Annotated in this window: 14 protein-coding genes; 5 read left to right on the plus strand and 9 right to left on the minus strand. The window is 64.1% G+C overall.

Features of this window, described 5'->3' with window-relative positions:
• Nucleotide 1: 1 nt before the first annotated feature.
• The 4 genes from BJ994_RS11875 to BJ994_RS11890 all read right to left on the minus strand — a co-directional run bounded on the left by BJ994_RS11875 (nucleotide 2) and on the right by BJ994_RS11890 (nucleotide 5,136).
• The gene (locus tag BJ994_RS11875) at nucleotides 2-1,411 is read right to left on the minus strand and encodes a flavin monoamine oxidase family protein (RefSeq protein ID WP_167994375.1); all 1,410 of its coding nucleotides are present in this window, start codon (nucleotides 1,409-1,411) and stop codon (nucleotides 2-4) included.
• Nucleotides 1,412-1,593: 182 nt separating this feature from the next.
• A complete protein-coding gene (locus BJ994_RS11880; protein WP_167994377.1) occupies nucleotides 1,594-3,123 on the minus strand; it encodes an APC family permease in 1,530 nt (509 codons plus the stop codon).
• Nucleotides 3,124-3,148: 25 nt separating this feature from the next.
• Entirely contained in the window at nucleotides 3,149-4,159 is a 1,011-nt protein-coding gene (locus tag BJ994_RS11885; RefSeq protein WP_209066811.1) for an agmatine deiminase family protein, read from the minus strand.
• Nucleotides 4,160-4,161: 2 nt separating this feature from the next.
• Complete coding sequence (locus BJ994_RS11890) at nucleotides 4,162-5,136, minus strand: nitrilase-related carbon-nitrogen hydrolase (RefSeq protein ID WP_167994381.1); 975 nt, start codon at nucleotides 5,134-5,136, stop codon at nucleotides 4,162-4,164.
• Nucleotides 5,137-5,448: 312 nt separating this feature from the next.
• Here BJ994_RS11890 and BJ994_RS11895 point away from each other — a divergent pair, with 312 nt between their 5' ends.
• From BJ994_RS11895 to BJ994_RS11905, 3 genes are read left to right on the plus strand one after another with little or no spacing between them, the layout of a single operon-like run.
• Nucleotides 5,449-6,087, plus strand: a complete 639-nt coding sequence (locus BJ994_RS11895) for a hypothetical protein (RefSeq protein ID WP_167994383.1) — start codon at nucleotides 5,449-5,451, stop codon at nucleotides 6,085-6,087.
• Nucleotides 6,088-6,693, plus strand: coding sequence for a DUF2975 domain-containing protein (locus tag BJ994_RS11900; RefSeq protein ID WP_167994385.1), 606 nt, complete (start codon nucleotides 6,088-6,090; stop codon nucleotides 6,691-6,693).
• Nucleotides 6,693-6,929 (plus strand): helix-turn-helix domain-containing protein, encoded by a 237-nt coding sequence (locus tag BJ994_RS11905; RefSeq protein WP_342450362.1) that lies wholly within the window; start codon nucleotides 6,693-6,695, stop codon nucleotides 6,927-6,929. The genes BJ994_RS11900 and BJ994_RS11905 overlap by 1 nt, the downstream gene beginning before the upstream one ends.
• 77 nt (nucleotides 6,930-7,006) lie before the next feature.
• On the opposite strand, the gene gabT is transcribed toward BJ994_RS11905, so the two are convergent.
• On the minus strand, nucleotides 7,007-8,383 hold the full coding sequence (gabT, locus tag BJ994_RS11910) for a 4-aminobutyrate--2-oxoglutarate transaminase (RefSeq protein ID WP_167994387.1): 1,377 nt from the start codon (nucleotides 8,381-8,383) through the stop codon (nucleotides 7,007-7,009).
• Between the two features lie 31 nt (nucleotides 8,384-8,414).
• Nucleotides 8,415-9,845: an aminobutyraldehyde dehydrogenase gene (locus BJ994_RS11915; RefSeq protein WP_167994389.1), complete on the minus strand. Its 1,431-nt coding sequence runs from the start codon at nucleotides 9,843-9,845 to the stop codon at nucleotides 8,415-8,417.
• Between the two features lie 209 nt (nucleotides 9,846-10,054).
• On the opposite strand from BJ994_RS11915, the gene BJ994_RS11920 reads away from it, so the two are divergent.
• A complete protein-coding gene (locus tag BJ994_RS11920) occupies nucleotides 10,055-11,470 on the plus strand; it encodes a PucR family transcriptional regulator (protein WP_167994391.1) in 1,416 nt (471 codons plus the stop codon).
• A gap of 4 nt (nucleotides 11,471-11,474) precedes the next feature.
• Here the strand turns inward: BJ994_RS11920 and BJ994_RS11925 are convergent, their stop codons facing one another.
• Both BJ994_RS11925 and BJ994_RS11930 read right to left on the minus strand, forming a co-directional pair.
• Nucleotides 11,475-11,828, minus strand: a complete 354-nt coding sequence (locus BJ994_RS11925; RefSeq protein ID WP_167994393.1) for a TraR/DksA C4-type zinc finger protein — start codon at nucleotides 11,826-11,828, stop codon at nucleotides 11,475-11,477.
• A complete protein-coding gene (locus tag BJ994_RS11930) occupies nucleotides 11,812-12,249 on the minus strand; it encodes a sigma factor-like helix-turn-helix DNA-binding protein (RefSeq protein ID WP_167994395.1) in 438 nt (145 codons plus the stop codon). The genes BJ994_RS11925 and BJ994_RS11930 overlap by 17 nt, the downstream gene beginning before the upstream one ends.
• A gap of 333 nt (nucleotides 12,250-12,582) precedes the next feature.
• Here BJ994_RS11930 and BJ994_RS11935 point away from each other — a divergent pair, with 333 nt between their 5' ends.
• Nucleotides 12,583-13,107: a CGNR zinc finger domain-containing protein gene (locus BJ994_RS11935; protein ID WP_167994397.1), complete on the plus strand. Its 525-nt coding sequence runs from the start codon at nucleotides 12,583-12,585 to the stop codon at nucleotides 13,105-13,107.
• Nucleotides 13,108-13,139: 32 nt separating this feature from the next.
• Here BJ994_RS11935 and BJ994_RS11940 read toward each other — a convergent pair whose 3' ends face one another.
• Complete coding sequence (locus BJ994_RS11940; protein WP_167994399.1) at nucleotides 13,140-13,718, minus strand: isochorismatase family protein; 579 nt, start codon at nucleotides 13,716-13,718, stop codon at nucleotides 13,140-13,142.
• Between the last annotated feature and the right edge of the window lie 37 nt (nucleotides 13,719-13,755).

Genomic DNA, 13,755 nt, shown 5'->3' on the forward strand with positions numbered 1-13,755 from the left:
CCTAGTGCGAGTTCGCTGCCGCGTACGACGACGGCGCAGCCTCGCCTTGCGCCGCCAGAATCAGCTGCGCTGTCTTGCGGCCCATGCGGATAGCGCCGTCCACGTGCTGGTAGCCCTTGGCGGCGAAGTCGCTGCAGGAGAAGTAGATCGGGCCCACGGGCGCGCTCTGGTCCGCTCCGTAACGGGACAACCCACCGAGGTCGAAGCTTGCAGCGTACGCGCCGCGGGTCCATTCTTCGGTGCCCCAGTCGCTTTCGTAGTACACCTCCGGGTTCAACGCTTCCGGGCCGTAGTAGGCGGCCAGGGATTCGAGGACGCGCTGCTTACGCTCTTCGGCGCTGAGGCGGAAGACGGCGTCGGCGTGTTCGTCCGAGATGAAGCCGACCAGCGTTCCACGTGCGTCCCCGTGATTGGTGTTGTCGTACGACTCGTGGACCAGCTGGTAGGGGCTGAAGCACGTTCCCGAGAGACCCTGCTCGCGCCAGAACGGCTTCTCATAGACCGCGTGAACCTTGATGACCAGGCCCAGCGAGAGGTGCTGGTGCATCTGGTGCTGGCGGCGCGGCAGCGGCGGATCGAAGCTGACCCGGGAGATCAGGTTCGGCGGAACGGCCATGATCACGCGCTTGGCGTGCACGGTGACGTTATCGCTGACAACTGTCACGCCGTCGTCGTTCCACCTAACCGTCCGCACCGGAGTGTTCAGGTGCACGTCCTCCCCAAGGCGTTCCGCCAGGCGCAGCGGCACCTGCTGCAATCCCCCGACCACGCGCTTGTCGAGAATGAAATCGGCGTCGACCAGGTGGGTGAAGCTGCCCGCACTGGCTGCCATCAGCACGGCCTGCAGCGCGGAGAAGGAGTGCGCCGGCTTGGTCAGCATGGCGCCGGCGATGAACATACCGATATTGTCGCGGGCCTCCTGGTCATCGGTACGTTCCTCGAGCCAACGGGCGAAGGAAATCCGGTCGAGTTCCTGTGCCTTGGCATGCGCCCACGGCTCTTCGGGGCCGATCTCCGCGGTGAGGGCGTCAAGTTCCTCGATGAGCCGTTCCATCTCGGCTTCGGTCTCAGCCGAAACGGGGAACATCTCGCCGGTGAATCGGGTTTGCGCGCCGGCAGCGTCGAGGTAGAGCGACTCCCCCTCGCGGTAGCGGGAGTAGGTGTCCAGCCCCAGTTCGGCGAGGGTCTCGATCAGCGCATCCTGATCCGGTGAGACCCACTGGCCGCCGATTTCCAGCATCGCGCCGTCAATCTCGCGGGTCCAGAGCCGGCCACCGACGCGGTCCCGGGCCTCAAGGACGGCTACGCTCAGGCCGGCCTTCTTCAGCTCGGTCGCGGCGGTAAGGCCGGAGGCACCGGCGCCGATAACGACGACGTCGCGGGTAAGCGTGGGATGGTTGTCGGTATTCATCAGTTGTTCCTTGTCTAACAGTTGGTGTTACTTAGCGCGTTGAGTGTGCAGCTCATTGCCTTTTGCGCAGCTCGTAGCCTCGTTATCTGCGCACTCAGCCGGAGTGTCCTGGTTGGTCGCGCTCTGCCACGAACTGGGCGGCGGGGTCAGCCAGGAGTGTTGGACGGGCCGTCGTCGTGCTTTCATTCCGCCACCTCCAGCGCGGGAGTGTCCTTGCGCAGGGTCTCGCCGCGGAAGAAGGCTGGGTGTGTACGGCGGACCAACAGCATCACGAGGATGCCGAGGGCGATGATTCCGACGCCGATCACAAACACCAGCCCTACGCCGAAGACCTCCGAGCCGCTGCCGAATGCGGGGTCCCAGCTGTCGATCGCGGTCTGCAGGAACACGACGATCAGGCCGAGTCCGCCCAGCAGGGGTGCGAGGAACCGGAACACCAGGTTGCGGGCGGACGCGAAGGCTGTGCGGCGGAAATACCAGACACAGGCCAGTGCGGTGAGCCCGTAGTAGAAGCAGATCATGAGGCCGAGCGCCATGATCGTGTCATTCAGGACGTTGTCGCTGATCACCCGCATCAGCGAGTAGAAACCGGCCGAGATCACGCCGGCAACTATGGTCGCGAAGACCGGCGAACGGAACCTCGGGTGCACGGTGGCAAACTTGTCCGGCAGGGCCTTGTAGTACCCCATAGCGAGCAGGCTACGCGCAGGCGAGACAAACGTCGACTGCAGCGACGCGGCGCAACTGGACAGCACCGCGAGCGAGAGCAGAATCGCGAACGGTCCCATGACCGGGGCGGCCAGCGCGGCGAACACATTCTCGGAAATGTCCGGGTTATTCAGGCCGACACCCTCGGTCCCGACGCCGGCGAACATCACCGTGGCGATCGCCCCGAGCAGGTAGATTCCGAGCACGACGACGGCGGTCACCGCGGCTGCGAGCCCCGCGGTCTTCTTGCCGTTGCGGGTTTCCTCGCTGACGGTGAGGCAGACGTCCCAGCCCCAGAAGGCGAAGATCGAGAGCGAGAGGCCGACCGCGAAGGCTGAGAAGCTGTCGATGCCGAACGGGTTGAACCAGTCCCAGGAGAAGGCGATCGCCTGAGGGTCTGTTCCTTGACCAATCCTGCTGAACGCAGCAATCACGAACCAGGCGAGCACCACTACCTGCAGCCCCACGAGACCGTACTGCACGGCCTTGGTGGTCTTCACACCGCGGCAGGAAACCCATACAGCCGCACCGACGAACACCAGGCACGTGAGGATGTTGAGCCAGCGGATCCCGGCGAGGTCAGCAATAGCTTCCTGCCCGGTGAGCTGTGCGAGGAAGAGGTAGAAGAAGTCGACAGCCACTCCGGCCAGGTTGGACAGCACAATGATGTTCGCCGCCAGCAGCCCCCAGCCGCCGATCCAGCCGATGTACGGCCCGAACGCCTTGGTCACCCACGTGAAGGTGGTGCCGCTGTCCGGTGTGTCCGAGTTCAGTTCGCGGTAGCCGAGCGCCACCAGGAACATCGGAATGAAGCCGACAATGAAGATCGCAGGCAGGTGCACTCCGATGCTCTGCACCGTGGGCCCGAGCGTACTGGTCAGGACATACGCCGGCGCGATGGTGGAAATGCCGATCACGACGACGGCGAGCAGCCCCAACTGCCCTGTCTTCAGGCCCTTGCTGGAGAACTTTTCATTCGTTGCGCGCACTTGAGTTGTGCTCATGGGGTTTCCTTACCTCGTCGTAAGTTCAGTTGATAGCAGGCTGCTGCTGGGTGATGCAGTGGATTCCGCCGCCGCGGGCGAAGAGTTCGCGGGCGTCGACGCCTCTGAGGGTGCGCCCGGGGTAGGCGTCAGCGAGGATGGCCAATGCCTTGTCGTCCATGGGGTCGTTGAACGTGCAGGCGATGACGCCGTTGTTGACCACGAGGTGGTTGATGTAGCTGTAGTCCACCCACCCGTCGTCGTCGGTCAGGGTTTCCGGAGCCGGCACCTCGATGATGCGCCAGGGTCGTCCGGCGGCGTCGGTGGTGGTGGCGAGGTACGCGATGATCTCGCGGCTCACCTGGTAGTCCGGGTGCTCCGGGTTTTGCTGGCTGTGGACCAGCAGCGTTCCCGGTTCGGGGATGGTGGCGACAATGTCCACATGGCCACGGGTTCCGTACTGTTCGGAGTCGCGGGTGAGGCCTCGTGGAAGCCAGATGACCTTGGTGGCGCCGAGGGTCCGGACGAGCTCCGCTTCAACGTCACGCTTGGTAAGGCCCGGGTTGCGGAAGGGATCCAGTTGAACGGTTTCGGTGACCAGTACGGTCCCCTCGCCGTCCACGTGGATTCCGCCGCCCTCATTGACGAGCTTCGAGGAAATCCGCTTCACATTCGCCAGTTCCGCGACACGGGCGCCGATGAGTTCGTCCTTGTCCCAGCGGGCCCAGTCCTGCTGACCCCAGCCGTTGAACACCCAGTCGATGGCCGCGAGGCCGCCGTCGTCGTCGTGCACGAAAGTGGGACCGATGTCCCGCATCCAGGCGTCATTCAGGGGCGCGGTCTCTACTTCGATCGTGGGCCGAAGGTAGGTGGCGGCGATTCCTAAGTCGGCCGGGTCAACCAGCATGGTCACGGGCGCAAAGTCGACGACGGCGTTTGCCACCGCCGCCCAGGTGCTACGGGCGGCGTGAGCTTCTTCGGCGGTGTCACCCAGGGTGTAACCGCCGGGAGGGAACGCCATCCACACCCGGTCCTGCGGCGTGGTTTCCGCGGGCATCCTCATGACGCGACCAGCTTTCGCGCCGCCACTGGGTCCAGCAGGGCCTGGTAGGTGTCCGGGCGGCGGGTGGTGAGGAAGGGGAACAGTTCGAGCCAGTCGCTCCGCTGGTCGAGGTCGAGGTCCGCGACGAGCACCGCGGATTCGTCGCGGGGTGCCTGAACGAGGATGCGGCCGTACGGGTCCGAGATGAAGGACGAGCCGTAGAAGTTGACGTTTCCCTCGTTGCCCCAGCGGTTCGGGACAACCATGAACAGGCCGTTCGCAATGCCGTTTCCGACGATGACCTGCTGCCAGAGGGGCTGTGTGTCGAACTTGGGGAACGCGGGCTCGGAGCCGATGGCGGTCGGGTAGACGAGCAGGTCGGCGCCGGCCAGGGAGTAGAGGCGGGCTACCTCTGGGAACCACTCGTCCCAGCAGGTGGGCATGCCCAGGCGCGCGCCGTTCAGCTCCTCAGGCCCGTGGACGGCGTAGGCGTCTTCAGCGGCCGGGCCCTGGCGGAAGTACTTGTCCTCCACATACCCCTCGGTGACGGGGATGTGGAGTTTGTGTGTACGGGCGAGCAGCTCGCCCTTCGGCGAGACGAGGATTGCCGTGTTGAGGCCAAGGCCGTCTGTATCGCCGTCGGGGTTTTCCGCCTTCTGGTAGAGCGAGGCGTGCACGCTGACGTCGTGCTTCCGTGCCGCTTCCGCCGCGAAGGTGAAGGTGGGGCCGGTGAGGAGGTCTTCGGCGTCGTCGGCCGGCGTGCCCTCGGGCAGGGTGTCCGCGGGGTAGCGGGACAGGGTGAGTTCGGGCAGGAAGACAACCTTGGCGCCCTGCGCAGCCGCGCGGGCGATGCCCTCGTTGAGTTCGGCCTTGACGGCGTTCTCGTCAGGCTGCCAGCGATGCTGGACCAGGCCCACGCGGAGGGGCGTACGGACGGGCGGCGTGGTACGGGCGTAGGACTCCGGCGTCTGGCTCCGTGTCACTTCAATCATGGGGAAAGCTCCAGTGTGAGATGGGGGTCACAAAACGAATGGTGTTCGTTTATTATTGACGCTCTTGGGCCCGGATGCAAGAGCGCGCGGTTCCTCGTCGCGCCAGAACCCCCACCTGCTGAGGTGCTGCTCCCCTAATCGCGGCGTGTCGCGCGGCAACACGCTGCACATGGTCCAGAAGGTGGGCGAATCGGCACAGAAATAACGACGACGGCGGCAGGCATCTTCGGTGCCTGGAGGTGAATCATCGACATTCGATAGGTTAACGACTATCGTTGTTATCGAACATCGTTAACAATCTCGGAGGTCTCAATGATTACTGCACTCTCGCCCGGCAAACCGCGGGCGGCGCTGAAAGCTGTAGAGAAAATCGGCCTGCTCGGGGTCATGCTGCTGATGGGGACGGGCACCGTCGTTCTCCTCCTCATTTCCGTTGCCGCGATCGTTCTCGGCGCGAATGGCACCACGTATCTAACGTTCCCCGCAGCCACCCCGCCTTCGAATTGGAGCCAAAGCTCGAACGTGACTGAAGCCCAGTTCGACTCGTTCTCGATGGCAGTGCACGGCGTCAGCGGTGACGCTATGACGCCGTTCATCACAACCATGCTTGTCGCGGTGGCGCTCATGGTCGCGATCTTCGTCGTATTCTTCTGGCTGGCCTTGCGCGTCTATCTCGAACGGCCATTCGGTCGAATGATGACCGCCGGACTGGTCGCGGTTGCAGCTCTGAACATCACAGGTGCATTCGTGTTTCCCGCAATCCTCGTGGACGCGCAGGGGGCCATCCTTGCCGACCTAGAGATTGCACTCGAAGGTGCGCCCTTCACGAATACCTACTATTTCACGGAGTTCGATGCACTTGGACTCGTACTCGGCATCTTCTGTGCGCTCTTCGCAGGCGCCTTCCACATCGGCACGCGCCTGCAGCGCGAAACGGATGGACTGGTCTGAATGGGAACAACAATGCAACGGGCTGACCGGCGCACTGCCTTGGGAATCGCCGTCGTACTTGGACTTGCCGCCGCGGCACTGTCTGTGGCCGGTGCACTGACCGCCGTCGCACCCGGCCCGCTTGAACTGGACGTACCGCTCGACAACCTGCAAACGCCGGCACTGGGCGAGGGAATTGAGGGTGTGCAAAACGCGGAGTACGCAAACACGACGCTCACCCTGACAGACATCACGAGCGATGAGCGTTGGCTCCTCGGTTCGGCGTCCGCATTCGGGTTCCTTGCAGTGATCGTCGCTCTTGCCATGCTCGCTTGGCTGGGGTGGCGGATCTACCGGCGCGAGCCGTTCACCCGCCGACTGCCGTGGCTCATCGGGGGCACCGGGATTGCGGTCATGGTGAGCGGGACCGTTGGCTCAATGCTGCACATGTTCGGCGTTCATGCGGTTCTGGAACGAATTCAGTTGCTGCCCGCGCGGGATGACAGCGCGTTCTTCATCATGGAACTGGACCTTCTGCCGTTCGTGGTCGGGATTGGCGCGGTGCTGGTTGCCGGAGCATTCGAGGCCGGGTACCGGCTTCGACGAGATACCGACGGGCTCATCTAGTGGCCGCAAAGGAACCTGAAGATACCGGTATCCACTGCCGCCTGGACGAGTTGCTGGCCCAACGCGGGATGACGCTGACCGAGCTCGGCAGACGAGTGGACATGAGCATCGTAAACCTGTCGATCCTGAAGAACGACCGCGCCCGTGCCATCCGCTTCTCCACCCTGCGGGCGATCTGCGAGGTGCTGGAGTGCGACGTCGGCGACCTCCTGACCGTCAAGCGTCCGAAGGCCTGAGGCACGGCCCAACAAAACGACGACGACGGCCGCCCGGGAAATCCCAGCCGACCGCCGTCGTCGTTGTATCGAAAAAGCTACTTCACGGCACGGATCGCCGCCTCCAGCACGTCGAGGCCGTCGTTCAGCAACTCCTCGCCGATCACCAGCGGCGGCAGCAGCCGGACCACGTTGCCGTACGTGCCGCAGGTGAGGATGATGACACCCTCCTCGAGGCACGCGGCCGCGATGGCTTTCGTCGCCACCGGGTTGGGCTCCTTCGAACCGGGCATCACGAACTCGATCGCGAGCATGGCACCGCGGCCACGAACCTCACCGATGATGCCCGTTTCCGACTGCAACTTACGCAGGCGCGCAACCACAATCTCCTCGATCCGCCGCGCACGTGCCGACAGGTCAAGGTCCGTCATGGTGTCGATCGCCGCGAGCGCCGCCGCACACGCAACCGGGTTGCCGCCGTAGGTTCCGCCCAGGCCGCCGGGGTGGACGGCGTCGAGCAGGTCCGCCCGGCCCGTGACCGCCGAGAGCGGCATGCCGCCGGCAATACCCTTCGCCATGGTGATGAGATCCGGGACAACACCCTCATGGTTGACGGCGAACCACTCGCCCGTCCGGCAGAAGCCCGACTGCACCTCATCCGCAATGAAGACGACGCCGTTCTCCCGCGCCCACTCGGCGAGCGTCGGCAGGAAGCCCTCGGCGGGGACGATAAAACCGCCCTCGCCCTGGATGGGCTCGATGATGATGCCCGCGAGCGACTCCACGCCGATCTGCTTCTCCATCATCGTGATCGCCCGGCGTGCCGCCTCAGCACCCGAAATCGACGGGTTCTCCTCACGGAACGGGTAGCTCATCGGCACACGGTAGACCTCGGACGCGAACGGCCCGAAGTTACCGGCAGGCCCACCCTTGTACGGAAGGGACTTCGCGGTCAGCGCCATCGTCAGGTTGGTGCGTCCGTGGTACGCGTGATCAAAGGCGACGACGGCGGTGCGGCCCGTGGCCACGCGGGCAACCTTGACGGCATTCTCCACCGCTTCAGCGCCGGAGTTGAACAGGACGGTGCGCTTCTCGAAGTCGCCCGGAGTAAGCTCTGCGAGCTTCTCCGCAACGGCGATGTAACCCTCGTACGGGGTCACCATGAAGCAGGTATGAGTGAAGTGCTCCACCTGTTCCCTGACGGCGGCGACGACGGCGGGATCCGACGCCCCGACGCTCGTCACCGCGATTCCCGAGCCGAGGTCGATGAAGGAGTTGCCATCGACGTCGTGCACGATGCCGCCGTCGGCGTCCGCCACGTACACGGGAACGCCGGAGGCAACCCCCTTGGCGACGACGGCGGAACGGCGCTCGTTGAGCGCGACGGACTTGGGACCTGGGAAGCTGCCGGTGATCCTGCGCTTCTGTTCAAGCCGGAACTGCGGCTGGAGTGCGTGGGTGGTCTGCGTTGTCATTGGAACGGTCCTTTCTAGGGTGCCGTGGAGCTCAGGCGTCCAGCGCACTCATGACGTGCTTGATGCGGGTGTAATCCTCCACGCCGTACATGGAGAGGTCCTTGCCGTAACCGGAGCTCTTGAAGCCACCGTGCGGCATCTCGGCGGTGAGGAGGATGTGGGTGTTAATCCAGACGGCGCCGAAGTCCAGGTCGCGGGAGACGCGCATGGCGGTGCCGTGGTCGGTGGTCCAGATGCTGGAAGCCAGGGCGTATTCGACGTCGTTAGCCATCTCGACTGCTTCGTCCTCGGTGGAGAACTTCTGCACCGTGATGATCGGGCCGAAGGTTTCCTTCTGCACGATGTCGTCGGTCTGCTTGGCGCCGGTGATGATGGTCGCCTCGTAGAAGTAGCCCTTGTCACCGGAGCGCTTGCCGCCGACCGCAACGGAGCAGTGCGAAGGCAGCGCGTCCATGACGGCGTTGACGGAATTGAAGTGGTTGATGTTGTTCAGCGGGCCGAAGTAGTTCCTGGTGTCATCGGCGTCGCCGGTTGTGAGGGTCTTGGTGTGTTCCACCATCGCGGTCACGAGGTCATCATGCGCTTCATCCTGCACCAGCACACGGGTAATGGCCGTGCAGTCCTGACCGGCATTGAAGAAGGCGAACTCAGCGATGGCTTCGGCAGTCTTCTTCAAATCCGCATCAGCGAAAACGACGGCGGGCGCCTTGCCTCCGAGCTCAAGGTGTGCCCGCTTCAGGCCCTTTGCCGCGCCGGTCGCGACGGCGATACCAGCACGGACGGATCCGGTGATCGAAACCATGGCGGGGGTCTTGTGCTCCACCATTGCGGCGCCGGTCTCGCCGGTTCCGAGCACAACGTTGAGGACGCCGTCGGGCAGGATGCCCTGCGTGAGGCGGGCGAGAACGAGCGTGGATTCCGGGGTGGTGTCGCTCGGCTTGAGCACAATGGTGTTGCCGGCGGCGAGCGCCGGGCCGATCTTCCAGATGGCCATGAGGAACGGGTAGTTCCACGGTGCAACCTGCGCGACGACGCCGACTGGTTCGCGGCGGACGTAGGAGGTGTGGCCCTCAAAGTACTCTCCGGCTGACTTGCCTTCGAGGAGGCGTGCGGCGCCGGCGAAGAAGCGCACCTGGTCGGCGCCGGCGGCAATCTCTTCGGATGCGATCATCGCGCGGACCTGGCCGGTGTTGCGGTGCTGGGCTTCAACCAACTCGTCGCTGTTCGCTTCGATGGCGTCGGCGAGCTTGAGCAGCATCAGCTGGCGCTGGCCCGGAGTGACGGCTTTCCATGCCGGGAAGGCGGTCTTCGCGGCGCTCATCGCGGCGTCGATGTCGGCCTGCACGGAAACCGGCGACTTCGCGACAACTTCCCCATTGGTGGGATTGACGACGTCGATCAGCTCGCTGCCGGTTGGCGTAACGAACTGGCCGTTGATGAAGTTCTGCAGGGTAGTGACCACGGCAGGGTTCCTTTCGTTCCCATCGAGTCAGTAGAAATAGCTAGCAATGTGCCTCAGGACCAGTTATTTCTGCTGACTCGACGCGGGCTGGGCTCTGATTTCCCTGCCGACCCTACGTGGTGCGCACCACGTCGCCTAGGTCCACGCGCACAATGCATTCGGAAAACCGTGATGCATCCGCACAACCTTCAAGCCTTATAGTTGACGTTATGGCGATCACACTGTCCGCTCTGTTGGCCGCCCCTGCGTTGAAGCTGCAACGGGTGGGCACAAGCCCCGTCACCGATGTCCCGGTGCAGTGGGTCGCCGTTACCGAGCTCGAAGATCCGCAGCCGTTCCTGTCCGGCGGCGAAGTGGTTCTCACTACCGGCCTGCGTCAGAAGTCCGCGACCTCCCAACGGAATTTCGTCAAGCGTGTGCACGCCTCCGGAGCGCTGGCGGTCGGATTCGGTACCGGCCTTAGCCACGAAAAGGTGCCGTCCGCATTTCTTGATCAGGCGGACGAGCTTGGACTGCCGGTTTTCCGGGTTCCTTACGAAACCCCGTTTATCGCCATCGGCAAGATCGTCGCCGATTCACTGTCCGAAGAGCACTATGCCCGTCTCGAGAACCTGTTGAAGGGCCATCAGGTCCTCGCGTCCGCCCTGCTGGGCGGTGGCGGACTCCCCCAGCTCCTGCGCGAGCTGGCCGCCCTGCTGCGCACCGACGTCGTACTGTCCCAGTACGGAACGCGTCTCTTCGCGACCGGAAGCGGCGCGGAGCAGGACCGGGAATGGCACCGCGTACCCGTGGCCACCGGACTGAAGGACCGCTGCACCCTCGCGATCGCCGAACCCTATGAGCGTGACGCCATCGTTGCTTACGCCCAGAGCCTGATCAGCGTCGAGTTGAGCAACCAGGCGCGGCGGAGGGCGAGCGAGCGCGCCGTCGTCGGCCAACTCCTGCAGGACGTGGTGCGCGGCACCATCGCCGGGACCGACGCCGCGGCGCGCCTGGGCAGCGCGGGCATCGATACCGTGCGGCGCCAGTGCGTGGTCATTGCCGACGTCGCGACGGGGCAGCGCCGCGCCTTGCGCACCCTTCCCCTCCCGGGCAAACACGACGACGTCGTGACCGCCATCCTCGATGATCGGTTGGTGATCGCGGTGCCGGAGAGCGACGGCGAATCGCTCAGCCGCGAGATCAGTGAGTACCTGCACGGGGCGGGTTTCACCGCGAAAGTAGGTTTCGGCGGCGGGTATGCCCAGCCCAGCGGGCTGCGGTGGAGCTACTTCGAGGCTCGCGAGTCCCTCACCCGCGGCCAGGCCGTGAACCGGCCGGACCGGTTGAGCCTTACGTCACTTCTCATGGCGAGTGAGGACGTACCGCTGGCAGACCTTGCTTCGGAGGCGCTGGACCCGGTTGCTGCGTTCGATGAACGGCACGGCGCCGAACTCATGCTGACCCTTGAGAAATACCTGGCGCTCAACGGTTCGGTGGCGGCGGTGGCCGACGTGCTGCAGCTGCACCGGAACACGGTCCGCTACCGGCTCCAGCAGATTGTGGACCTGACCGGCTACGACCCGTCCATCACGGCCGACCGCGTGCACCTCTACCTCGCGTTGAACGTTCGCGGGTTGCGATAGATTCTCACGCACCGGCCGCGTGGTTGATGCAGAAGCGCGTCCATGGCCGGGCTTCCAGCCTGCCCTCGGCGATTGGAACATGGCATACTTCGCAGGTGCCGTAAGTTCCGGTATCCAGACGGTGGAGGGCGGCTTCGACCTCGGCGATCCGCGAATCAACATCCCGGATCAGGGTTGCCGACTGGGACAGCTCGAAAGCGATGGTGGACCCTTCGGGATCGTGTTCGTCATCGATGTTGGAGTCTCGCCGGAGGTCACTGGTCGACGCGAAATCGGCACTCAGCGCTGCCTGGGCGGCACGCGATGCCGTCCACTCCTCCTCAAGCAGGGACCGGAAACGCTCATACCCGACCGGCACGCAGTAACCCAAGGTTCTCGCGGATCCTCCCGCGGATTGTTTCAGTTGACACACCGAGGCGCTTGGCGATGTCCCGGTAGGTAAGCCCGTCGAAATAGATCATGCGCAGGAGGTCCGTTTGTGTTGGCCGGGCGTCGTCGTGTTCACGCAGCTCACGCACAGCCAGCCGGTGCAGCAGGTTTATCAGCCACGTTTCAGGGCTGCCTGAGGAAGGCTTGTACTCCGATGCCCGTTCCCACACCTCGAGATACGCCCGCTCCACCAGTGTGCGGTGAGCTACTGGATCAGGCAGGAGATGCTCCGCGAGGCCACAGGCGCACGGTGCAGTAGCCGCATAAAATTCGGTGAACGCGGCGCGGTCACCCTGCCCTACCCGGCGCAGCAAGGCGCCAAGCTTCGTGGAACTTTCAACACTACCCATGAGCGCCCCTCAAAATTCTCCCCGCTGCCCCGGGATAATAAGCCTACTTATCCGAGCCTAACGCCCCGTGATCTTCCCGACCAGCCCCCGTGGGCACATGGTCTGCTCCGGCGGTCCGGCTCAGCCGCGAGGGCACCGCGTCCCGGTGATTCGCACTGTCCACCCTGCGAGCGCCGCAGGCTCCGCACCGCACATACAGGACGTAACCCATTGAGGTGCGGTGGGACGATTCGGTTATCCACCCGTGCTCATGTTCGACGGCGGTGGGACTTGGACTCTTGGCTGTCTGTGCAGGAGTAGGAAACATGGATCCAACGATGCTGTAATAGTCTTATGCATCTCAACCCTTACGGAGAGTACGCGGTTCTGTTGGCGGCATCGCTGGCAAACGCATGGCCTGACAACCGGGCGGGCGTCGTGACACGCGCCCGCGATTTCGGCATGACCATGCAGTTTCCGGAGGGCCCGGAGGATCACGAACACACACGGCAGGTCATAGATGAGTGGCTCCGCGTCGTCGACACATCCATCCCGGACGCGCGGGCCGAGCTGTTGAATGCGCAGATGGCAGAGGCCACAGCGTACCCACGCCTGACGGATCACGATAACGAGGGTTGGCATCTGCACTACCGCGATGATGGTCAAGGGCTGCCTGCCGTGTTGCGCGCCGTGATCAGCGTCGGCACATCGCTGCACCTTGTCACCCGAGGCATGCATCGGGTGAGCCGTTGCGAAGCGGCGCCTTGCCGCCAGGTTGTTGTTGACGTCACCCGCAACGGGCGCCAGCGCTACTGTTCAGTGCGTTGCGGCAATCGAGCAGCGGTCCGAAGGCACCGCGCCCAATCGACGAAGCACTGAACCAAGCGGATGCCCGCCGCGGTTTCCTGGCGTCACACTGCCACTGGTTCTCCCACCCGCTGGGCAGTGGTCACGATCGTGGCGAAACCACGCGCAGCCAGGATGCCGGCGGTCCGATCCATCAGGTCTTCACCGGAAACGTCTCCATAGTTCCCTCCCGCTGGAATGCCGGACGTTGTCGTGGCATCAATCACGAACTCCACGTCGAAGCCAAGATCACTGGCCACCCGCGCCGTCGTCTCGCAACACTGCTCCGTGCGGATCCCGCAGATCACCAGACGGCGGACACCCCGAAGCGTCAGTTGCTGTTGAAGGTTGGTGGTCGTGAAGGCGTTGACCGAGGTTTTCGTAACCTGCATCTCGTTGTCCGCAGGTTTGAGTTCAGGCACAACCCGGACGTGGCCGTTCACTGGATCGAACACTCCGTCAGTCCCGGGCTCAGAGTGGGTTACCCACACAACCTGATCGCCGCTGGAACGTGCGTGCTCCACCAGCTGTGCGATGTGGTCCAGCACCTTTGGGTTGGCGGTTGCCGCCCAGTCATCAGTGCGCTGGCGGAAGGACTCCTGGGCATCGACCACCAGGAGGGCGGTATCGGTTCGCTTAGTCATACAACGATCCTCGGCGCGGGCACACGCCGAAGATAGG

This window comes from Arthrobacter pigmenti (assembly GCF_011927905.1).
GTDB classification, from domain to species: Bacteria; Actinomycetota; Actinomycetes; order Actinomycetales; family Micrococcaceae; genus Arthrobacter_D; species Arthrobacter_D pigmenti.